The organism is Peptococcus simiae (assembly GCF_046569735.1).
In the GTDB taxonomy this organism is placed as follows: domain Bacteria; phylum Bacillota; class Peptococcia; order Peptococcales; family Peptococcaceae; genus Peptococcus; species Peptococcus simiae_A.
Window position 1 is genome coordinate 40,534 of the sequence record NZ_JBKICG010000004.1, and the last position, 20,804, is coordinate 61,337.

Here is a 20,804-nt window from a genome sequence, read left to right on the forward strand (position 1 = left end):
GACAAACCGAGGCAGCTCGGTTTGTTTTTTTGTCCGGAGCCCACCTAATCGGAGGAAGGAGGCCTTTATGGAATTAACCATCATCGCTGTTGGTCTTGTAGCCCTGATTGTTGGCTGTGCCGCCGGTTATGTCCTGCGTAAGCAGAGCGCTGAAAAAGTGATCGGCTCTGCAGAAACAGAAGCCAAGCGGATTGTAGAAGATGCCAATCGGTCGGCAGAGACCCTTAAAAAAGAAGCGCTGGTGGAAGCGAAAGACGACGCTTACAAAATTCGCAACGAAGCGGAACAAGAAGCCCGGGAAAGACGGGCCGAAGTTCAAAACACTGAAAAGCGGTTGGTCCAGAAAGAAGACATTCTAGACCGCAAGTCAGATAGTTTAGAACAAAAGGAAGAAAAGCTGCTTGAACGGGAACAAGCCGTCTTTGAGGCAAAAAACGATATTGACCGCTTAATTGAAGAACAAAAAGCGGAATTAGAGCGGATTGCCGGCTTGACCAATGAAGAAGCGAAAAACCAGCTGTTCCGACAAGTTGAAACAGAAATCGATCATGATTTGGCCGTCATGATTAAAGACAAAGAAAACGAAGCCAAAGATGAGGCCGATAAAATTGCCCGTGAAATCATTGGCGGCGCCATCCAGCGCTGTGCCGCTGACCATGTCGCGGAAACAACCGTATCTGTGGTCCAGTTGCCCAACGATGAAATGAAGGGGCGGATTATCGGGCGCGAAGGGCGCAATATCCGGACCATCGAAAGCTTAACTGGTGTCGATTTAATTATTGATGACACTCCGGAAGCGGTGGTCGTGTCTGCCTTTGAACCGGTTCGTCGTGAAGTGGCCCGGCTGGCTTTGGAAAAACTCATTGTAGATGGACGGATTCATCCGGCCCGCATTGAGGAGATGGTTGCCAAAGCCCAGAAAGAAGTCGATGCCAGTATCCGGGAAGCTGGGGAGCAGGCGGTCTTTGACACCGGCGTCCACGGCATTCACCCGGAACTGGTGAAGCTCCTCGGTCGCCTCAAGTACCGAACCTCCTATGGCCAAAATGTCCTGAAACATTCCATTGAAGTGGCCCACTTAGCCGGCTTACTCGCAGCCGAGCTGGAATGTGATGTGAGCTTGGCCAAACGGGCAGGTCTTTTACATGATATCGGTAAAGCCCTTGACCATGAAACAGAGGGGTCTCACGTGACCCTGGGGGCTGAAGTGGCACGGAAATACCAGGAACCGAAGGGTGTTTTAAATGCCATCGTCAGCCACCATGGGGATGTTGAACCCAACTGCGTGGAAAGTGTCCTGGTGGCTGCAGCGGATGCGATTTCTGCTGCCCGCCCGGGTGCTCGCCGCGAGACCTTGGAAAACTACCTGCGTCGGCTCACTCAATTAGAAGACATTGCATCTGACTTTGAAGGGGTAGAAAAAACCTACGCCGTTCAAGCTGGTCGTGAAGTCCGTGTGATTGTCAAACCGGAAAAAGTAGACGATGCTAAAAGCGCCAAAATGGCCTTTGATATCTCTAAACGGATTGAGCAGGAAATGCAGTACCCCGGTCAAATTAAAGTCGTTGTCATTCGTGAAACCAGAAATGTTGATTACGCGAAATAAGAGCCAAGCCCCTGTCTGCAGACAGGGGCTTGGCTCTTATCTTGCGAGTTATAGTAAAGCGTGCTACAATCATTTAAATATAATGATTGGCTACGGCACTGGCGAAAGCCGTAGGCGAGGCGAGGTGTAGGATGGAAGATGTACTGGTAGCCGGCGGTGGTCCGGCCGGTATGATGGCCGCTATTGCCGCGGCTGAAGGGGGTGCCCGGGTCACCCTTTTAGAAAAAATGCCGGATTTAGGTAAAAAGCTTCTCATTACTGGCAAGGGGCGGTGTAACGTCACCACAGACTTTGGCCAGGACCAATTAATTGAACACATTCACCGCAATCCCCGGTTTATCTATTCGGCCCTAGCCCGCTTAGGGCCCAGGGAGGTGCGGGCCTTTTTTGAAGACCGGGGCTGCCCCTTGAAGGTGGAAAGAGGGGGCCGGGTCTTTCCAGAAAGCGACCGGGCCCAGAGCATCCTGGACGTACTCCTGGCCGCCTTAAAAGAGGCAGGAGTCACCGTTCAGACCAAGGCAGCCGTGGAAGAAGTGGTGCAAAACAAGGACCAGTCTTGGACCGTCCGGACCAGTGCCGGCGATTATACCGGTAAGACCCTGGTTTTGGCCACCGGCGGGGCCTCTTACCCGGCCACCGGCTCGACCGGTGACGGTTACCGGCTGGCGGCAGACCTGGGTATCGCAGTGGTGCCGGCGCGGCCGGCCCTGGTACCCCTTGCTTGCCGGCCGGGCTGGGTCCAGGCAGCTCAAGGGCTTAGCCTGCGGAATATCCGCATTATTTTTACGGCCGAGGGCAAGGTGATTTATAGCGATTTTGGAGAAATGATGTGTACCCATTTCGGGGTCTCCGGGCCGATTATCTTGAGCGCCAGCGGTCGCCTGGTAGATTACTGGCAGGACCACCCGGGCCCCATTCAGGCCACCGTTGACCTGAAGCCCGCCCTGGATGAGAAACAGTTGGATGACCGGCTCTTGCGGATGATTAAAAAAGATGGCCGTAAGCAACTGGTCAATGGTTTAAAGCCCCTCCTGCCGCAGAAACTCATCAGCCCCTTTATTGCAGAAGCCCAACTGGACCCGGCCCAGCGGATGCTGGACTTGACCCGGGCCGACCGGTTGAAGATGGGCCACCTGCTGCAAAATATGCCCCTGACGGTGACCGGGCCCAGGCCCCTGCGGGAAGCCATTGTCACCGCCGGGGGGATTGCTGTAGGCCAGGTGGCACCAAAAACCATGGCCCTCCGCAGCCATGCAGGCCTTTATGCCTGCGGAGAATTGCTGGATATTGACGCCAATACCGGGGGCTTTAACTTGCAAATTGCCTTTTCAACAGGCTATGTGGCCGGCCATGCAGCCAAGGCCTATGCAGCTTATTTTGACGGGGAGGGGAGCCCATGCAAATAGCCATTGACGGCCCGGCCGGTGCCGGCAAGAGTACCATTGCTAAAAAAATCGCCCATGACCTGGGCTTTATCTACATTGATAGCGGGGCCCTCTACCGGGCAGTGGCCCTGCTGGCCCTGCAGGAAGACCAGCCTCCGGAAGAAGGCCCTGGCCTGGCAGTCTTCTTAGACCAGCTCAGCCTGGATTTGACCACCAACCAGGCCGGCTACCAGCAGGTTTGGGCCAATGGCCGGGATGTGACAGAAGCGATCCGGGACAATGCGGTCTCCCAAAGGGTCTCTGCCTACAGCGCCCTGCCATCAGTCCGCCAGCTGGTGACCGACCGGATCCAACACTTGGCGGCCCAGGCTGACGTAGTCATGGATGGCCGGGATATCGGTACCGTTGTCTTGCCCGAAGCGGACCTGAAAATATTTCTGACCGCCAGCGTAGAAGAAAGGGCCCGCCGGCGGATGGACCAACTGGCCAGTCAAGGTGACCAGGTTGCCTTTGAAACCATTGCCCAGGAAATTGCCGACCGGGACGAAAAAGACCGCCAGCGGTCGGTCGCCCCCCTGGTTCAAGCAGCAGATGCCGTCTACCTAGATAGCAGTCATATGGGGATTGAGGACGTTTCTGAATATATTTTAGGCTTGATTCGAAAATAACCGTTGGCAACTTAAGATTTCTTGGGTATAATAGAATAGTGTACTTGAAGTTGGCTAATAAGGAGTCGGAAGATGGAAATCCGTATTGCAGCGAATGCTGGCTTTTGCTTCGGTGTTCGACATGCGATTGAAAAAGGTGAAGCCCTCATTGAGGAAGGTAAGGGACCCCTGGCAACCCTGGGGCCGCTGATCCATAACCCCCAAGAGGTGCAGCGCTTAGAAAGCATGGGGATTCGGTCTTACGATAACTATGACGATATAACAGAAAAAAGTGTTATTTTTCGCACCCATGGCGTGACGCCGGCGGTTTGCGAAGAAGCGAATCGTCGCGGACTGACAAGTTTTGATTGCACTTGTCCGAAAGTCAGAGCCGTTCAAAAATTGGCGGAAAAATACGCTGGGGACGGTTACCAAGTGCTCATACTAGGCGATGCCAACCATCCGGAAGTACAAGGTATTGTCGGCTGGTCCGGGGATCGGGCTGAGGTGTTTTTTGAGCCTGAAGAACTTCAGCACCTCAATCTCACTGGTCAAAAGGTATGCCTGGTCAGTCAAACCACAGAAAAAACGGAACGGTTTGAGTCCGCTGTGGAAATACTGGAAGACCTGGACTTGGCAGATTTAGTGGTGCGCAATACCATATGCGCCGCTACCCGAGACAGGCAACATGATGCCGGCAAGCTCGCTCGTGAAGCTGGTGCTATGATCGTCATCGGCGGTTATAACAGCGCCAATACGAACAAACTAGTGAATATTTGCCAGGAAGCAGGCGCCACCACCTATCATGTGGAAACCGCCGCTGACATACAGGCAAGCTGGTTTGACGGTGTCAATTTAATAGGCTTAACAGCAGGGGCCTCGACCCCTGACTGGATAATTAGGGAGGTCATTGACAAGATGGAAGAATTAACGATGGAACAAGGGTTAGAACAAGGCTACGGTACACTGGATCCACTCAACCTGTATGATGTGGTCACCGGGACTGTGGTTAAAATCACCCCGGACGAAGTGATGGTAGATGTCGGAGGCAAATCCGAAGGCGTCATTCCTAAGAAGGAACTGTCTTTCCAAAAAGACCCGGACGTGAATGAATTGGTCCAAGTGGGCGATGAAATTCAAGTCATGGTCATTAAAATGGAAAACAACGAGGGTCACATGGTTCTGTCCAAGAAACGTGCGGATCAAGAAAAAGCGATGGATGCCTTACAAGAAAAATTCGATAACGACGAAATTATTGAAGCAAAGGTCGTTAATGATGTTAAAGGCGGTGTCATCGTTGATATCGGCGCACGCGGTTTTGTTCCGGCTTCTCATCTTGATACCAAATACGTTGAAGACATCAAGCAATTTGTAGGGAATACCTACCGCTTTAAAATCATCGAATTTGATCCGAATCCGGAAAACCGTAAAATCATTCTTTCTCGCCGGGCTTTAATTGAGGAAGAAGAAAAAGAAAAACGGGAAGAACTCTGGAAGACCCTCGAAGTCGGCCAAACCCGGCAAGGGACCGTTCAACGGATTGCCAGCTTTGGTGCCTTCGTTGACCTGGGCGGCGTAGACGGCCTGCTGCACATTTCTGAAATGGGCTGGGGCCGCGTCAAACAACCGACCGATGTGGTCAATGTTGGCGATGAAATCGAAGTTTACATCCTTGCCTTAGATGAAGAAAAAGGCAAAATCAGCTTAAGCCTGAAAAAATTACTTGCCAACCCCTGGGATGATGTTGACGAACGCTATGAAGTCGGGTCTACCGCTCATGGTAAAGTGGTCCGCATTGCCCCCTTCGGCGCCTTCGTTTCTCTGGAAGACGGCGTAGATGGCTTGGTTCACATTTCTCAGATCGCCTGGGAACACGTTGAACAAGTAGAAGATGTTCTTAAAGTGGGTCAAGAAGTGGATGTTAAGATCCTCGATGTGGATAAAGACCGCAAACGGATTAGCCTGTCCATCAAAGAACTCAAGGAACGTCCGGCCGGTGAAACCCCGAAACAACAAAAGCCTCGCCGCGAATCCCGCCCCAAGAGTGATGTACCGGTAGTCAATGAAGACATTTCTACCAACTTAGGCGATGTCTTTGGTCAACTCTTAGACCAGGAAGAAGACGCTGAATAAGTAAAGCTTTAGCCCTGCTCCGGCAGGGCTTTTTTGCGCTTAAAAATATCCTTGCCGGCTGTCGACAAGCAGGCATTTCAGCGCATCGGGTCGGTTTGTTTTTGTTACATCGGTCTTTAGCTACTGCCATGATTTGCCCTTTCATGGTATACTGTAAGAATAGAGAAAGGAGGCTCGCCAATGAGCGGCGAACACGGAAACACCCAAGGAAAAAAGGATAAAAAACAAGAAATTTCCGGTGAACAGGTCCGTACCACCAAGTATGGCGATATTCGTATGGATGATGATGTCATCGCCTCCATTGTTGCTTTAGTTGTGAGCGGTACGCCCGGGGTGGCGGCTATGGTCGGCGGGATGACCGATGGCATCACTGAGATGCTCGGGAAAAAGTCGGCGACTAAGGGCGTTAAGGTGGAGACCACCGATGGCGCCACCCGGGTAGGGGTGGCTATTACGGTTGACTATGGGATTCCCATTCCCGACCTGGCCTATACCATCCAACAGGAAGCGGCAGAGCAAGTGAAAAATATGACGGGCGTCCTGCTACATGGGGTAGATGTCCATGTGCAGGGGGTCCGGTTTAATGATAACCATAGTGATACCGATGAGGGAAAGGCTGGTAAAGAATGAAGCAAGATAAGCGGGCAGCTCGCTTAATGACATTTCTCTGCCTCTATGCAGAGCAGGAAAGCGGTGCAGAGGATACAGGGATTTTAGACCACTTATACCCAACCCGGTTTCACTTGGCAGACCTGGCTAGAGCTTTTGGCTTAACTGAGATAGACCCATTGGCAGCTGTGAGAAGTTGGTTATATGACCGCCTGGATACGCCTAAAAGTGACCGGCTAACGACCCAGGCGGCCATGTATGACCTCTTGGCTGATTTTTATGAAGGCTATGGCCTTGCTGCAGAGCAAAAAGCCAGGCCGGCCTTGGATATGGAGGCCTATAGCACCTTTTTTGCTGCCTATGTCGAGGCCAGTGAAAAGGCCCTGCATAAGGCTGCCGGGCCGGACTGGCAGGACCGACTCATCCAGGAACTCCTGGCAGATATTGCGGAACAAGCTTTTTTTTATGAAAAGGCACCGATGGTCCTGGCCCGGGACTACTTTAAGGCCAAAAACCTTGGCCAACTTCTGGCAGAAGGCCCCATGGTCAATGCCCTCCTGGGCCAAGAGGACCTGGGGGCTTACCAGTCGGAAGTCATGGCCGCCTGGCTGGATGATGCAGACTTAAAAGGGGCCCTGGGGAAAAATATCCAAGCGGCGGACCTTTTAGCCCTAGACGGCCAGGCCGTAGCCGGCCACTTAGCTGGTATTGCCAACCAGCTGGAGGCCATTGATGAAGATATCCGAGCCGTAGCCAATAAATGGCGGCTAGACCGGCTGGCTTCCTGTGACCGGGCCATCCTCCGTCTGGGGACCTATGAGATTAAGTACGCCCCGGCCCCGGCTGACCCGGCCCTGGTCATCAATGAAGCGGTGGAACTGGCTAAAACATACGGCGACGATGATGCCTACAAGTTCATCAACGGGGCCTTGGACTCCATTGCTAAAGGGCGACCGGCTGATGAGTAAGACCTGGACGGTATCAGAACTCAACCGCTATATCAAGGGCTGCTTTGAGGAAAATGCCAATCTCCACCAGCTGGTATTAAGCGGGGAAATCGCTAATTTTAAACGGCATGCCCCCAGTGGCCACTGCTACTTTTCCTTGAAGGATGATAAGGCCTCCATTACCTGTGTCATGTGGCGGAGCCAGGTCAGCCGCCTGACCTTTAGCCCGGCCAATGGGATGACCGTCCTGGTCCGGGGGCAGGTGACGGTTTTTGAACGCAACGGGGCCTACCAGCTCTATGTCGACCGGATGCTGGCAGAAGGGGCCGGGGCCCTGGCCATCCAGTTTGAAGAACTCAAGCAAAAGCTGGCCAAGGAGGGCCTCTTTAAAACAGCGGCGGACCGTCGGCCTATCCCGACCTACCCGACCCAGGTTGGCCTGGTGACCTCTGAAACAGGGGCCGTTATCCGGGATATGTCAACGGTCATGCGGCGACGGGCCCCCTATATGAAAATCCTCCTGGCGCCGGCTACGGTCCAGGGGCCGACCGGGGCCGCTTCGATTTGCGCCGCCCTGGACGCCCTCTACCAGCGGGATGACCTGGACCTCATCATCGTAGCCCGGGGCGGGGGGTCTCAAGAAGACCTTTGGAATTTCAATGAGGAACCGGTGGTGCGGCAAATCGCCGCCAGCCCGGTGCCCATTATCAGCGCCATCGGCCATGAAACAGACGTGACCCTGGCAGACTTTGCCGCCGACCTCCGGGCCGGGACCCCGTCCATTGCAGCAGAGCAGGCGGTCCCCGACCAGGCAGACCTGCAAAAAAGCCTCCAGGCCCGTCGTCGGGCCCTGGGCCAGGCCCTCCTCCGGGATGTCCGCTTAGCCCGCTGGCGGCTGGACCAGACCTATCGGCGGCCCGCCTTTAGCCAGCCGGAAAAAATCCTGGCCCCTTATGCCCAGGCCCTCGATGAACGCTTTATGGCCCTGGACCGGGGGGTGAAGGGGGTCCTGGACCGGGCAGACCTGGCCCTACAAAAACGCATTGGCCCCCTGGTGGCCTTAAACCCACTGGCAGTGGTGGCCCGGGGCTTTTCTATAGCGACAGATGACAGCGGCCAGGTGATCAGTCACCCGGCAGACCTTCCGGTAGATAAACGCTTTTATCTACGATTTGCAGATGGGACCGTCCAGGCTCGGAGCCTGGGGCCCGTCGAAGAAGAACAGGGAAAGGAATACCATGAATAAGTCGATAGCTGAAGACATGACCTTTGAAGCGGCGCTAGGGGAATTAGATGCTGTTTTGAGTGCCCTAGAAAAAGGAGATATCCCCCTGGAAGATGCCCTGGCACATTATCAACGGGGGATGGACCTGGCCATGCTTTGCCAAAAAAAACTAGATGCTGTTGAAGAAAAAATAAAGGTTCTGCAGCCGGATGGCAGTTTGCAGACCGTCGATGAACCTGAGGGGGACAGCCATGAGTAAAAAAGCCTTGGCCGAAAAAACGGCCCTCATTACCGACCATTTAGAAGGTTTATTCCAGCCGACAGATGCCTTAAATGACCGGCTTTACGAAGCCATGCGCTACAGCCTCCTGGCCGGCGGCAAACGCCTGCGGCCGGTTCTGGTCCTGGCGGCTTGCGAGGCCGTCGGTGGGCGGCTTGACGAAAAAGCCCTGGATGTTGCAGCGGCCATTGAATGCATCCATACCTACTCCCTCATCCATGATGACCTACCGGGGATGGACGATGATGACCTCCGTCGGGGCAAACCGACCAACCACGTGGTTTATGGCGTCGGCATGGCCATCTTGGCCGGGGACGGCTTACTGACCGAAGCCTTTTCCCTTGTTGCCAAAGCCTGTGGGGATACCCCCCTGGCTGCAGCGGTGATGCGGGAGCTGGCTGAAGGGGCCGGCATTCGCGGGATGGTTGCCGGCCAGGGTCAGGACCTTCTTAGCGAAGGCAAGCGGATTGACCTGGACCACATGCAGTGGATCCACCGGCATAAAACCGGGGCCCTTATCTTGGCGGCCTGCCGGATGGGCGGCCTTTTAGGCGGGGCTGATGAGAAGAGTATGGCAGCCCTCACTGCCTATGGCCAGGCCCTGGGCTTGTCCTTCCAGATTACCGATGATATTTTAGATGTCGTTGGCGATGAGGTCCTGATGGGGAAACATACCGGGTCTGATGCCAAAAGCGAAAAGGCCACCTATCCCGCCCTCTTGGGCTTAGACCAAAGCAAGGCCCTGGCTGAAGAGGCCGTCAAAGATGCCCTGGCTGCCCTGGGCGGTTTACAAGGCGATGGGAGCCTACTCATGTACATTGCTTCCAGAATTTTAGCACGACAGAGTTAGGAGGGGTGTAATGCTCTTAGATTCTATTCAGGAACCGAAGGATTTACGCAAGCTGTCAGCTGACCAGCTGAACCAGCTTGCCGGTGAAATTCGTGACCGGATTATCCGGGTCACTTCGGAGAATGGGGGGCATCTGGCACCGAACCTGGGTGCAGTAGAGCTGACACTGGCCTTGCACAGCACCTTCCATGCGCCGGATGATAAAATTATTTGGGACGTTGGCCACCAGGCCTACATCCATAAGTTACTCACAGGCCGTAACGATGCCTTTTTTGATACCCTGCGGACCTACCAGGGAATGAGCGGCTTCCCCAAACGGACCGAAAGCCCCTATGATGTTTTCGGCACCGGTCATGCCTCCACCTCGATTTCCGCCGCCACCGGTTTTGCACTGGCCCGGGACCTGCGGCAGGAAAATAACGAAGTGGTGGCGGTCATCGGGGACGGGGCCCTTACCGGGGGCGAAGTTTTTGAGGCTATGAACTATGCTGGCCATATGAACTTGAACATGAAAGTCATTTTAAATGACAATGATATGTCGATTGATGCCAATGTCGGCGGTTTGTCCGACTACCTGACCCGACTCCGGTCTGACCCGGGCTACCAACGGGCCAAGGAAGACCTGGATGCCCTCCTGAAAAAGATTCCCACCGTCGGTCCCCGGATGGCCGACCTGGCCGACCGGCTCAAGGACGGGATGAAGTCCATGCTGGTGGCTGGGAGCTTTTTTGAGGAATTGGGTTTTAAGTATTTTGGCCCCATCAATGGCCACGATATCCAGGCCATGCGTCAGGTCTTTGAAAATGCCAAGGGCCTGCGCCGGCCGGTCCTGATCCACGTAATCACCAAGAAGGGGAAGGGCTACCTGCCTGCGGAACTGAACCCGGATAAATTCCACGGAACCGGCCCCTTTGACATTGAAACAGGCCAGGCCAAGAAAGGTAAAAAAGCGGCCAGCTATACGGATGTCTTTGCTCAAACCCTTATCAAACTAGGGGAAGAAAACGATAAAATCTGCGCCATTACGGCTGCCATGGGGTCAGGGACCGGGGTGGCCAAGTTTAAGGCGGCCTTTCCGGACCGGGCCTTTGATGTGGGCATTGCAGAAGGCCACGCCACCACCATGGCCACAGCCCTGGCCCTGGATGGGATGCAGCCGGTCCTGGCCCTTTACTCCAGCTTTATGCAGCGGGGGTTTGACCAGCTCATCCATGACTGTGCCCTCCAGGAGGCACCGGTGGTCTTTGCCCTGGACCGGGCCGGCCTGGTTGGTGAAGACGGGCCCACCCACCACGGGGCCTTTGACCTGTCCTACCTGCGCCTGGTGCCCAATATGACCGTTATGGCCCCCAAGGATGAACGGGAACTCCAGAATATGCTCTATTCAGCCCTGGCCTACCAAAAACCGACGGCCATCCGTTACCCCCGGGGTCAGGGGGTTGGCGTAGAAACCCTGGATACCTTTGACTATATCGCGCCGGGCACCGGGGAAGTTCTGGCCCGGGGCAAGGATGCCTGCCTGGTGGCCATCGGCAGCATGGTTTATCCGGCGGCCCAGGCAGCAGAAGCGCTCCGGGCCCAGGGCTATGAGGTCGGGCTGGTGAATGCCCGCTTTGTTAAGCCCTTGGATGAGGCCCTGCTGGCCCAAGTTTTTGCTGAGACCAACCTGGTGGTGACCCTGGAAGAAAATGCCTTAACCGGCGGCTTTGGGTCGGCTGTAGCAGAATGGGCGACCGGTGCCGGATTGGCCAACCCCCTCTTGCGGATAGGCCTGCCGGACCATTTTGTGGAAGCCGGTACTGTCAGCCAGCTGAAAGAAAACCTGCAGTTAGACCCGGAAGGGATTTTTAGCCAGGTGGCTGCAGCCCTAAAAGGACAGAAGGCCCATGGCTAAAAAAGAGCGACTGGACCTGGTCCTGGTTAAGCAGGGACTCTTTGATAGCCGTCAGGCTGCCCAAAAGCGAATCATGGCCGGGGAAGTCCTGGTAGATGAGCAAAAAATTGACAAGGCAGGGACCCAGGTATCCCCGACGGCTAAGATTCGCCTCCTGGGTAAGGACCTCCCCTATGTCAGCCGGGGCGGCTTGAAATTAAAAGAAGCCATTGACGTCTTCGGCCTGGACTTCCAAGACCGGGTGGTCTGTGACCTGGGGGCCTCGACCGGCGGCTTTGTGGACTGTGCCTTGCAAAGTGGCGCCCGGAAGGTCTATGCCATTGATGTCGGGACCAACCAATTGGCCTGGTCCTTGCGGACCCACCCCCAAGTGGACTGCCGGGAGCAGACCAATGCCCGCTACCTGACGGCAGAGGACTTTCCGGAGCTGATGGACTGGGTCACCACAGACGTGTCCTTTATTTCCCTCTCTAAAATCTTTCCGGCGGCAGCCGCCATCCTGAAAGATGAGGGGGAAATGGTGGCTCTCATTAAGCCCCAGTTCGAGGCTGGCCGCGACCATGTCGGCAAACATGGGGTCGTCAAAGACCCGGCTGTCCACCGGACGGTCATTGCAGAGGTCATTGCCGCTGCCGAAGGCCTTGGCCTCTGCCCCCGGGCCCTGACCCCTTCGCCCGTCCGAGGGCCGGCCGGTAACGTAGAGTACCTCCTCTGGCTCAGCAAAAACCGGAACCTGGCCCAAGACCTGGATATTCCGGCGGCGGTTGAAGCAGGTATGGCCATCCAATGATGACCGAGATGGACTGGCTCATTCTGACCATTTGCTGTAGCCTGGGGGTCTTTATCCTCGGCTACCGGGGCTGGAGGCGCTTTCAAGGCAAACGCCGGCAGGCCCGGGGGAAAAGGAAGGAAATCCAGGCTGAAAAACTCCTCAAAGAGGCCGGCTACCGGATTCTATCTCGACAAAAGAAGGGGCGGATGGTTTATTATATTGACGGTCAACGGAAGGAACAGGTCATTTATGCTGATTACTGGGTGGCTAGGGGCTGGCACCACTATGTTGTTGAAGTCAAAAGCGGTCGCCAGGCCAACCCCCAGCTGGCAGCAGTCCGTCGTCAATTACTAGAGTATAGGGCTGTTTTTCGCCCCCACGGCATTCTTTTTATTGATATGGAAAAAAAGAGAATTCGGCGTGTTGACTTTGAAGGCCAAGCGAGAGGCTTCATCCCCGGGCTTGCCGGCAGCCTTTTAGGGGTCATCGTGGCCTTGGCGATACAGTTAATCATAAGGTAGGTGATAGGTTTGAGTATTACGAGTGTAGGTTTGTATGCAAACTTTGAGCGGGAGGGTGTAGAAGACCTTTGCGATGAGATCATAGCTGAGTTGGTTCAGCGGAATGTCCGGGTTTATGCAACGACGGACAGTGCTTTTACCAATATAGATGTGGAACTTTTACCCCGCCGTAGTCTACTGAAAACGATCGAACTCATGCTGGTTATCGGTGGTGATGGGACCTTTTTACGAGCGGCGACAGACCTAGCTGGCGCTCCTATCCCCATGCTCGGAATCAACAAGGGCCATCTGGGTTTCTTATCCGAACTGGAAGTGGAAGACTTCTTCCCCATGCTAGACCGGATTCTGGCCGGTGAATTTTCTATTGAGTACCGGATGAAGATTGCGGCCACCCTCATCCGGGATGGGGAAATCATTGCGGAAATCATCGGCCTCAATGATGTTGTTATCAACCGAAACCCCTTGGATAATACCATTGCCCTGGATGTCTATATGGGTGAAGCCCTGGTAGACCATTACCGGGGAGATGGGCTAATTGTTGCCACACCAACAGGGTCAACGGGCTATTCCTTTTCTGCTGGGGGGCCGCTTATTTATCCGGGGACAGACTGCTTAATTGTGAACCCCATTTGTGCCCACTTAATGGGGGTGAGATCCATTATTATCCCGGCTGATGAATCCGTTGATGTCTTCTTGGGCCGAGGTCGATCAGGCGCCTACTTGGTGGCTGACGGCGTCAACCCTATGCTGATGCAGTTGGGCGACCACCTCCACGTCGAACGGGCACCGAGTACGGTACAATTGGTTCATTTACGTGATCACCCCTTCTTCCAAGCCGTACATACTAAAATGTTGAATACCAGTGAACGGAGGTCGAGGGATTATTATGAATAAAAGGCAAAGGCGGATCTTAGAATTGGTCTTAGAGCAGCAAATTTCAACCCAGAAGGAATTGGCTGAACGCCTCCGGGAGGAAGGTTACCAGATTACCCAGGCCACCGTCTCCCGGGATATCAAGGAGCTCCAGCTGGTCAAGGTCCCTATTGGCGGAGACCAGTACAAGTATGGCCGGTCCCAGGACAGTGTCCCCGGGGAATCTAAGTTGCGGATGCTCTTCCGGGAATTTGTCTTGTCCTATGATAGCAGCGAGAACCTGGTTATTATCAATACCCCACCGGGTAATGCCAATACCATCGCCTATTTTATTGACCGGCTGGGCTGGCCCGAGGTCATAGGGACCATCGCCGGGGATGATACCATTATGCTCATTTGTAAGCCAAAAGAGGCGGTGCCCGTCGTTATTGGCTATATAGAACATTACATTAACAATTAGTTGTATTTCTGAAAGGAGGTCTGGGATGCTGGAAGAGTTGACCGTACGGAACTTTGCCTTATTAAAAGAGCTACAGTTGACCTTTGATCATGGGCTGAATGTGCTCACCGGTGAAACCGGGGCAGGGAAGTCTATTGTTGTAGATGCCATGGGCCTTCTTTTGGGGGAAAGGGCTAATTTACGGGATATCCGCTATGGCTGCGACAGTGCCCTGGTTGAAGGGGTCTTTTCTGTTGCGCCGGGGAGCCCGACAGCGGCCTTGGCGGAAGACCAGGGCTTTACAACAAGTCCCTTGATCCTCTCTAGGGAAGTCCGGCAAAATGGGCATAATAGCTGCCGGATCAATGGCCGGCAGGTCACCCTGACCCAATACCGGGCCCTGGCCCAGGGCCTGGTGAGCATCTACGGTCAGCATGACTACCTCTATTGGCTGGCCCCGGACCACCAGTTGACCCTGCTGGACTCCCTGGGGGACCAGGCCCACCAGGCCCTCCTGGCAGACGTGGCCAGGGCCCATCAAGGGACCCGCCAGGCAGCCCGGAACTTAAAAAAAGCGATGAAGGACCGGGAGGCCGACGAAAAGGCCCGCCAGCAGGCCAGGGAAAACCTGGAAGACCTCCGGCCCCTAAAGCTGAAGGTCGGGGAAGAAGCAGAGGTTAGCGCCAGGCATGGGCAGTTGGCCAAGCGGATGGAAATCCAAACCGTCCTGGAAGAGGCCTATGCCATGCTCTATGGCGATGACACCAGTGTCCAGTCTCTCTTGACCCTGGCCCTGGACCGATTGACAGAGGCTGTCCGGCTGGATACCGGGCTGGTAGAGACGGTTAAAGACCTGAAGAGTGCCTTGATTTCTGTCCGAGAAGGGGCCCAGACGGTGGCTGATGAAATTAGCCGGGGCGGTTCGCCTGCAGAGCTGGAAGCCCTATCTGACCGCCTGGCCACCTACCACCGCTTGCGCCAGCGGTATGGGCTAGAACCGGATGACCTCATCGTTCAGATGAAGGCCTGGGAGGCCCTGCTGGACCGGGAGGCCGACGATGAGGCGGATTTTGAAGCCCTCCAGGCGGCTTATGCCGCTGCCCGGAGTCATTACAGCCAGTTGGCCCAGGCCCTGACTGAGAGCCGCCGCCAGGTGGCCGGGGTTTTGAAAGACCACCTGGAAAAGGAGCTGGCGGACTTGGCTATGCCCCATGCCCGCTTTGAAGTGGCTTTCAGCCAGGGCCGGGCCGGCAGCAGCGGTACGGACCAAGTTGTATTTATGCTCCAGGCCAACCCGGGCTCGCCGGCCCTTCCCTTGCATGAAACGGCATCCGGCGGGGAAATGAGCCGGCTCATGCTGGCCTTTAAGACCCTCTTGACCAGTCAGGAGGATACAGAGACCCTGATTTTTGACGAAATCGATACTGGCATCGGCGGCCTGACCCTGGCCGAAGTGGCTAAAAAATTAGCGACGGTCTCCCGCCAGGCCCAAGTCATTTGCGTCACCCATGCCCCGGCCATTGCCGCCTATGCAGACGGCCACCACCTCATTGAAAAGCATACGGACGGGACCAGTACCCATACCACCGTCCAGACCTTAAACGAAGGGGAGACGGTAGAAGAAATCGCCCGGATGCTCGGTGGCCAGGCCGATTGGCAACTGGCCCATGCCCGCGAAATGCGGGCAGCCGCCAAAAAACGCCACTAACCCTTCGGTTGGTGGCGTTGGCTTTTTACTGTTATTCGCTAGGGACTTCCAAGCGCTGGATGAGGGCCTGCAAGTCTTCTGCTGAAAAATGATAGCTCTCTGTGCAGAAGTGGCATTTGACATCGGCCTGGCCATCTTCAAGGAGAATTTCCTTTAAGTCCTTGGGCCCCAGGGATATGAGGGCTTTTTCCGTTTTGGCCCGGCTACACTGGCAGACCCAGCTTAAGGGGGTCTTGTCTAAAATTTGGTAACCAACTTGGCTGAAGAGCCGGTCGGCAATATCTTCCGGCGTCTGGCCCGCTTCCAGAAGGTCGGTTAAGGCGCCGAGGCCCTGGAGCTGGTCTTCTAGGTAACTGATGGTGGCTTCAGAGGCCTTGGGCAGGAGTTGGATGATGAGGCCGCCGGCCTGGCGGATGCTGTAGTCTACATCGACCAGGACCCCCAGGGCGACAGCGGAAGGGACTTGTTCCGACTGGGCAAAGTAGTAGGTGAAGTCTTCGGCAATTTCACCGCTGCGCAAGGCGACGGTGCTGTTGTAGGGCTCACCGGCGCCCATGTCCTTGCTGACGGTCAGGCGGCCCTGGCCGATGATGCCGCCGACATTGAGTTTGCCATCCGGCCGTTTTGGCATATCGGCCTGGGGGTTGCCAACATAGCCTTTGACATGGCCATGGCGGTCAGCGGTGGCAATGAGCCCACCGGCCGGCCCATCGGCCCGGATGCTGGCCGTGATCATGTCCTTGTCATCCTTGAGCATGGTCCCCATCATGACGGTAGCCGTCATGAGCCGGCCCAGGGCGGCGCTCATCACCGGGCTGGTTTGGTGGATCTGGGCAGCCTGGTTGACGGTGTTCCGGCTCGTAGCAACAAAAGCCCGGAGCTGGCCGTCGGCAGCGGTAATCCGGAGCTGGTAATCCTGCTGTGGAGTCATTATTCCAATCCTTTCATAAGCCGCAGGCCTGGCCTGGCGGTAGGTTCAAATCGGGAGGTTGTATGCAAAATAAGAAATCAGTGGTGGTCAGTGGGGCCACCGGTGGTATTGGGACGGCCATTGTCCGTGATCTGGCCCAGGCAGGCTGGCAGGTCTTTGCCGGCTACCGGCAAAACCTGGCCAAGGCCCAGGCCCTGGCCGCAGCATTTCCGGACCAGGTCATCCCTATTCAAGTCGATGTCCGCCAGGAGGCGTCCGTAGACCGGCTCTTCCAGGTCATTGATGAAGCCCTGGCCCACGAGCCTCTTGAGGCCCTGGTCAATGCAGCGGGTATCGACCACTATGGCCTACTCCAGGACTTGGATATGGCTCATTGGGAAGATATCCTGGCCACTAATGTAACCGGGAGCTTTCTCATGGCCCGGGCGGCCCTGCCCCAGCTCATTCATGCCAAGCATGGGAGCATCTTAAATATTTCCTCTATTTGGGGGGCCCGGGGGGCGGCCTGTGAGGTAGCCTATTCGACCTCTAAAGGGGCCATAGATGCCTTTACCAAGGCCCTGGCCCAGGAGCTGGCCCCGAGCCAGATCCGGGTGAATGCCCTGGCGCCCGGGGTGGTGGCCACAGCCATGTTTGACCACTTGAGCCCGGATGACCAGGCTGCGACCTTAGCGGAGATCCCCTTTGCCCGGCCGGCCACTGCCGATGAGATTGCCAAGTACGCCCGCTTTTTACTCTCAGAGGAGGCTGCCTATATGACCGGCCAGGTCATCACCGTAGCCGGTGGCTTTGTCATATAGGACCCGCTTTTTCCAGTCGAAAAAACCGGCCCTCCGGCATATAAAAAACCGGAGCGCCGGGGCTATTTAGTCTTCCAACTGAATCAGGTGGTAGGTCTTTTTCCCTTTACGGATTTTCAGCCGGCCATCAGCATCAAAATCATCTTCTGTCACCAGGTACTTGCTGTCGGTGATTTTTTCCTCTTGGAGGCTGATGCCCCCCTGGTCGACCAGGCGTCGGCCCTGGCTGACAGAGTCAACGAGGTCAGTATCCTTTAATAACTGTAAGAGCCCGTAGCCTTCTGTAAAGGCTGACCGGGCTATTTTTGTTTCCGGCAGGGCACCGGCCTGGGCACCACCTGCAAAGAGGGCCTTGGCAGCGGCCTGGGCCTCTTGGGCATCGGCTTCACTGTGGACCAGTTTGGTGATTTCATAGGCCAGACGGTCCTTGGCAGCGTTCATCTCTGCCCCTTCAACCGCCGTCATAGCATCAATTTCTTCAATAGGTAAGAAGGTCAGGAGCCGGAAGCACTTGTTAACATCGGCATCATCGACATTTCGCCAATATTGATAGAAGTCATAGGGGGACATCTTATCCCGGTCCAGCCATACAGCGCCGCCAGCGGTTTTACCCATCTTAGTGCCGTCGCTCTTGGTCAAGAGATTCATGGTGAGGCCGTAGACGCTTTCCCCTTCAGACCGGCGGACCAATTCAACCCCGCCGATGATATTGGACCATTGGTCATTGCCGCCAAGCTGGAGCCGGCAACCATACTTACGGAATTGGTATAAAAAGTCATAACTTTGCATGACCATGTAGTTTAATTCAGTGAAGGTGAGCCCTTCTTCCAGGCGGGTCTTGTAGCACTCGGCAGAGAGCATCCGGTTAATAGAGAAGTGGTAACCGACATCCCGTAAGAATTCGATATAGTTCAACTCACGGAGCCAGTGGGCGTTGTTGAGACAGAGGCCCTTGTCATCGTCAAAGTCAATGAATTTTTCCGCCTGTTTTTTGAAGTTGGCACAGTTTTGGTCAATTTCCTCAATGGTCATGACCCGGCGCATATCACTCCGGCCTGAAGGGTCCCCAACCATGCCTGTGCCGCCTCCAAGGAGGACAATGGGCCGGTGGCCTAAGAGCTGCAAGTGGCGCATAACCATAAACATAATAAAGTGGCCGACATGAAGGCTGGCTGCCGTCGGGTCAAAGCCACAATAATAGGTGACCTGCTCTTTAGCAAATAGCTCGCGCAACTCGGCGGGATGGGTAGCTTGCGCAATGTAACCGCGCTCCTGCAATACATCATACGCATTTCTTTTGTCCATATTTTCCTCCTATGTCGTTCGATGGTGATTAGGATTTATCATACCCCTTTTCAGGGGGCTTTGCAAGAGACCCCTCCAGCCCGGCCTGCTCCAAGTTCAGCAAATATTTTTTTGCTGCCAGGCCGCCGCCGTAGCCGCCCAGACTTCCATCTGCCCGGATGACCCGGTGACAGGGGATGATAATAGACAGGGGGTTGCGGTGGTTGGCCCCACCAACAGCCCGGCTGGCCTGGGGTCGACCGATGGCCTGGGCAATGGCCTGGTAACTGGCCGTATGCCCATAAGGAATGTCCCTTAGGGCCTGCCAGACCTGGCGTTGGAAGGGGGTACCCAGGGGCTTAATCGGGAGAGAAAAGCGGGTTCGCTGACCGGCAAAATATTCTTCTAACTCCCGATTTAAAGGGGCTGTTAATGGACTTGCTGCATAGACTAGGCCCAGCCGATGAGCGGCTGCAAAGATCCGAGCATCTTCTTCTCTGTAGCCTAGATAGTAAATAAAGTGGTCGGAGGCGAGGGCAGGGAGGTCCCCCAGGGGGGTCTGTACCTTGAAAAAATAGACCTGGTCAAGCATATTTTCAGCCATCCTTTCTTTGTAGATAAAAGCGCCTCCTGCTGAGAGCATGAGGCGCTTTTTTATATTAGGCTAGGGCAGCGGCAAGGTCATCTGCCAGGCGGTCTAATTCTTTGTAGGTATCCTCTGTCGGGGTGAAGCGGTGCTTGACGCTTTCGCCGGCCTGCTTCATTTTTATCCCGGTTAAGCGGTCATTTAATTGGTCGCAGGCTTCCCCGGTCCAGCCATAGTCCCCAAGGGTGGCAAAGGGTTTGCCCTTGGCGTTGACGGCATCAATGGAAGAAATCAGGTCCCATACCGGCTTTAAGGCAGCCCGATTAATGGTCGGAGACCCGAAGACGAGGGCATCGGCCGATAAGTGGGGAAGGAGGTCGGCTTCATCATTTTTGATGATATCCGCAATGAAGACGTCTAGGCCTTTTTCAACAAGTTGATCAGCAAGATACTTGCTCATTTGGCGGGTAAAGCCATAGGCGGACACATAGAAAATAGCTACGGATTTTTTGCGGTCTGCCTTGGGCTCAGCACTCCATTCGCGGTACTTGTCCTTGGCTTCGCTTAAATAGGGTTCGCCGAAAGTGGGCCCGTGGGAGGGGCAAACCACATCGATATCCAGCGTATCTACATAGGCCAGGGCATTGCGGACAGCAGCCGGGAAGGGCCCCATAATGCTCCAGTAGTAGTTGGCGAACTCAATGTCATAGAGTTCTTTTTTCCGGCAGGTTTCCAGCCGTTCCGTCGGTTCACAGAAGTGGGCCCCTAAAAAGTCGCAGGGGAAGAGAGCCTTGAGTTCCGGGCAGTAGGTGATCATGGTATCCGGCCAGTGAACGTTGGGGCTGGTTTTGAAAACCAGAGACCGGCCACCTAAGTCCAGGCTATCCTCACCCTTAACCACCTGGGCCTGGAAGTCCTTGTTGGTGATGGCCTTCAGGTTGTTGATGGCAGCTACACTGCCGATGACGGTTACGTTCGGATTTTTTTCTAAAAAGGCAGCTACAGCAAAGGAGTGGTCCGGCTCTGTATGGTTAATGACTAGGTAATCAATAGAATCCAGCGGGGTGACTTCTTCGATTTTGTTGAACCAGACTTCTTCAAAGCCACTGTGGGACCCTTCAATGAGGGCCTTTTTGTCGTCACCCATCACCAAATAGGACCCATAGGTCGTCCCGTACTTGGTGGCCATAATAATGTCAAAAACGCGCAGGGTCGGGTTTTGTACCCCAACGGAGTAGAGATGCTCTTTTATTTTCATCAATATCTTACCTTTCTTCGTGAAATCTTGAATGGGTAGTTAGCTGGTTCTATGAT

General features: G+C 55.0%; 20 protein-coding genes. 16 read left to right on the forward strand and 4 right to left on the reverse strand.

Annotated elements, in window-relative coordinates; translation table 11 throughout:
* Window positions 1-67 precede the first annotated feature (67 nt).
* The 15 genes from rny to recN all read left to right on the forward strand — a co-directional run bounded on the left by rny (window position 68) and on the right by recN (window position 15,889).
* A complete protein-coding gene (rny, locus tag ACLGL1_RS02520) occupies window positions 68-1,606 on the forward strand; it encodes a ribonuclease Y (RefSeq protein WP_411007222.1) in 1,539 nt (512 codons plus the stop codon).
* Between the two features lie 131 nt (window positions 1,607-1,737).
* Window positions 1,738-3,012: an NAD(P)/FAD-dependent oxidoreductase gene (locus ACLGL1_RS02525; RefSeq protein WP_411007223.1), complete on the forward strand. Its 1,275-nt coding sequence runs from the start codon at window positions 1,738-1,740 to the stop codon at window positions 3,010-3,012.
* Complete coding sequence (gene cmk / locus ACLGL1_RS02530; RefSeq protein WP_411007224.1) at window positions 3,003-3,659, forward strand: (d)CMP kinase; 657 nt, start codon at window positions 3,003-3,005, stop codon at window positions 3,657-3,659. The genes ACLGL1_RS02525 and cmk overlap by 10 nt, the downstream gene beginning before the upstream one ends.
* Window positions 3,660-3,731: 72 nt before the next feature.
* Window positions 3,732-5,771: a bifunctional 4-hydroxy-3-methylbut-2-enyl diphosphate reductase/30S ribosomal protein S1 gene (locus ACLGL1_RS02535; RefSeq protein ID WP_411007225.1), complete on the forward strand. Its 2,040-nt coding sequence runs from the start codon at window positions 3,732-3,734 to the stop codon at window positions 5,769-5,771.
* A gap of 180 nt (window positions 5,772-5,951) precedes the next feature.
* Window positions 5,952-6,401, forward strand: coding sequence for an Asp23/Gls24 family envelope stress response protein (locus tag ACLGL1_RS02540; protein WP_411007226.1), 450 nt, complete (start codon window positions 5,952-5,954; stop codon window positions 6,399-6,401).
* Window positions 6,398-7,348 carry a transcription antitermination factor NusB gene (nusB, locus tag ACLGL1_RS02545; RefSeq protein ID WP_411007227.1) on the forward strand — a complete coding sequence of 317 codons (951 nt, stop codon included), beginning with the start codon at window positions 6,398-6,400 and terminating at the stop codon, window positions 7,346-7,348. The genes ACLGL1_RS02540 and nusB overlap by 4 nt, the downstream gene beginning before the upstream one ends.
* Window positions 7,341-8,573: an exodeoxyribonuclease VII large subunit gene (gene xseA, locus ACLGL1_RS02550; protein WP_411007228.1), complete on the forward strand. Its 1,233-nt coding sequence runs from the start codon at window positions 7,341-7,343 to the stop codon at window positions 8,571-8,573. The genes nusB and xseA overlap by 8 nt, the downstream gene beginning before the upstream one ends.
* On the forward strand, window positions 8,566-8,811 hold the full coding sequence (gene xseB, locus ACLGL1_RS02555; RefSeq protein WP_411007229.1) for an exodeoxyribonuclease VII small subunit: 246 nt from the start codon (window positions 8,566-8,568) through the stop codon (window positions 8,809-8,811). The genes xseA and xseB overlap by 8 nt, the downstream gene beginning before the upstream one ends.
* Window positions 8,804-9,682, forward strand: coding sequence for a polyprenyl synthetase family protein (locus tag ACLGL1_RS02560; RefSeq protein WP_411007230.1), 879 nt, complete (start codon window positions 8,804-8,806; stop codon window positions 9,680-9,682). The genes xseB and ACLGL1_RS02560 overlap by 8 nt, the downstream gene beginning before the upstream one ends.
* 10 nt (window positions 9,683-9,692) lie before the next feature.
* On the forward strand, window positions 9,693-11,576 hold the full coding sequence (gene dxs, locus ACLGL1_RS02565; RefSeq protein WP_411007231.1) for a 1-deoxy-D-xylulose-5-phosphate synthase: 1,884 nt from the start codon (window positions 9,693-9,695) through the stop codon (window positions 11,574-11,576).
* Window positions 11,569-12,366, forward strand: coding sequence for a TlyA family RNA methyltransferase (locus tag ACLGL1_RS02570; protein WP_411007232.1), 798 nt, complete (start codon window positions 11,569-11,571; stop codon window positions 12,364-12,366). The genes dxs and ACLGL1_RS02570 overlap by 8 nt, the downstream gene beginning before the upstream one ends.
* A complete protein-coding gene (locus ACLGL1_RS02575) occupies window positions 12,363-12,869 on the forward strand; it encodes a hypothetical protein (RefSeq protein ID WP_411007233.1) in 507 nt (168 codons plus the stop codon). The genes ACLGL1_RS02570 and ACLGL1_RS02575 overlap by 4 nt, the downstream gene beginning before the upstream one ends.
* A gap of 9 nt (window positions 12,870-12,878) precedes the next feature.
* Window positions 12,879-13,763, forward strand: coding sequence for an NAD(+)/NADH kinase (locus ACLGL1_RS02580; protein ID WP_411007234.1), 885 nt, complete (start codon window positions 12,879-12,881; stop codon window positions 13,761-13,763).
* On the forward strand, window positions 13,756-14,202 hold the full coding sequence (gene argR, locus ACLGL1_RS02585; protein WP_411007235.1) for an arginine repressor: 447 nt from the start codon (window positions 13,756-13,758) through the stop codon (window positions 14,200-14,202). Before ACLGL1_RS02580 ends, argR begins: the two co-directional genes overlap by 8 nt.
* A 25-nt stretch (window positions 14,203-14,227) precedes the next feature.
* Window positions 14,228-15,889 carry a DNA repair protein RecN gene (recN, locus tag ACLGL1_RS02590; protein WP_411007236.1) on the forward strand — a complete coding sequence of 554 codons (1,662 nt, stop codon included), beginning with the start codon at window positions 14,228-14,230 and terminating at the stop codon, window positions 15,887-15,889.
* A 31-nt stretch (window positions 15,890-15,920) separates the two neighbouring features.
* Here recN and hslO read toward each other — a convergent pair whose 3' ends face one another.
* Complete coding sequence (hslO, locus tag ACLGL1_RS02595) at window positions 15,921-16,820, reverse strand: Hsp33 family molecular chaperone HslO (RefSeq protein ID WP_411007237.1); 900 nt, start codon at window positions 16,818-16,820, stop codon at window positions 15,921-15,923.
* 62 nt (window positions 16,821-16,882) lie between these two features.
* Here hslO and ymfI point away from each other — a divergent pair, with 62 nt between their 5' ends.
* A complete protein-coding gene (gene ymfI, locus ACLGL1_RS02600; protein ID WP_411007238.1) occupies window positions 16,883-17,620 on the forward strand; it encodes an elongation factor P 5-aminopentanone reductase in 738 nt (245 codons plus the stop codon).
* Window positions 17,621-17,686: 66 nt separating this feature from the next.
* Here ymfI and tyrS read toward each other — a convergent pair whose 3' ends face one another.
* Genes tyrS through ACLGL1_RS02615 form a run of 3 tightly spaced genes read right to left on the reverse strand, consistent with a single transcriptional unit; the run spans window position 17,687 to window position 20,748 of the window.
* On the reverse strand, window positions 17,687-18,925 hold the full coding sequence (gene tyrS / locus ACLGL1_RS02605; RefSeq protein WP_411007239.1) for a tyrosine--tRNA ligase: 1,239 nt from the start codon (window positions 18,923-18,925) through the stop codon (window positions 17,687-17,689).
* Between the two features lie 28 nt (window positions 18,926-18,953).
* On the reverse strand, window positions 18,954-19,508 hold the full coding sequence (locus ACLGL1_RS02610) for a methylated-DNA--[protein]-cysteine S-methyltransferase (protein ID WP_411007240.1): 555 nt from the start codon (window positions 19,506-19,508) through the stop codon (window positions 18,954-18,956).
* Window positions 19,509-19,563: 55 nt separating this feature from the next.
* Window positions 19,564-20,748: an FprA family A-type flavoprotein gene (locus tag ACLGL1_RS02615; protein WP_411007241.1), complete on the reverse strand. Its 1,185-nt coding sequence runs from the start codon at window positions 20,746-20,748 to the stop codon at window positions 19,564-19,566.
* Between the last annotated feature and the right edge of the window lie 56 nt (window positions 20,749-20,804).

Coding starts and splice junctions, on each gene's coding strand:
- ACLGL1_RS02575 (WP_411007233.1), top strand. CDS start 12,363: ATGATGACCGAGATGGACTGGCTCATTCTGACCATTTGCTGTAGCCTG.
- dxs (WP_411007231.1), top strand. CDS start 9,693: ATGCTCTTAGATTCTATTCAGGAACCGAAGGATTTACGCAAGCTGTCA.
- hslO (WP_411007237.1), bottom strand. CDS start 16,820: ATGACTCCACAGCAGGATTACCAGCTCCGGATTACCGCTGCCGACGGC.
- xseB (WP_411007229.1), top strand. CDS start 8,566: ATGAATAAGTCGATAGCTGAAGACATGACCTTTGAAGCGGCGCTAGGG.
- ACLGL1_RS02525 (WP_411007223.1), top strand. CDS start 1,738: ATGGAAGATGTACTGGTAGCCGGCGGTGGTCCGGCCGGTATGATGGCC.
- tyrS (WP_411007239.1), bottom strand. CDS start 18,925: ATGGACAAAAGAAATGCGTATGATGTATTGCAGGAGCGCGGTTACATT.
- rny (WP_411007222.1), top strand. CDS start 68: ATGGAATTAACCATCATCGCTGTTGGTCTTGTAGCCCTGATTGTTGGC.
- ACLGL1_RS02540 (WP_411007226.1), top strand. CDS start 5,952: ATGAGCGGCGAACACGGAAACACCCAAGGAAAAAAGGATAAAAAACAA.
- ACLGL1_RS02615 (WP_411007241.1), bottom strand. CDS start 20,748: ATGAAAATAAAAGAGCATCTCTACTCCGTTGGGGTACAAAACCCGACC.
- ymfI (WP_411007238.1), top strand. CDS start 16,883: ATGCAAAATAAGAAATCAGTGGTGGTCAGTGGGGCCACCGGTGGTATT.
- xseA (WP_411007228.1), top strand. CDS start 7,341: ATGAGTAAGACCTGGACGGTATCAGAACTCAACCGCTATATCAAGGGC.
- ACLGL1_RS02570 (WP_411007232.1), top strand. CDS start 11,569: ATGGCTAAAAAAGAGCGACTGGACCTGGTCCTGGTTAAGCAGGGACTC.
- ACLGL1_RS02610 (WP_411007240.1), bottom strand. CDS start 19,508: ATGGCTGAAAATATGCTTGACCAGGTCTATTTTTTCAAGGTACAGACC.
- argR (WP_411007235.1), top strand. CDS start 13,756: ATGAATAAAAGGCAAAGGCGGATCTTAGAATTGGTCTTAGAGCAGCAA.
- cmk (WP_411007224.1), top strand. CDS start 3,003: ATGCAAATAGCCATTGACGGCCCGGCCGGTGCCGGCAAGAGTACCATT.
- ACLGL1_RS02560 (WP_411007230.1), top strand. CDS start 8,804: ATGAGTAAAAAAGCCTTGGCCGAAAAAACGGCCCTCATTACCGACCAT.
- ACLGL1_RS02535 (WP_411007225.1), top strand. CDS start 3,732: ATGGAAATCCGTATTGCAGCGAATGCTGGCTTTTGCTTCGGTGTTCGA.
- recN (WP_411007236.1), top strand. CDS start 14,228: ATGCTGGAAGAGTTGACCGTACGGAACTTTGCCTTATTAAAAGAGCTA.
- nusB (WP_411007227.1), top strand. CDS start 6,398: ATGAAGCAAGATAAGCGGGCAGCTCGCTTAATGACATTTCTCTGCCTC.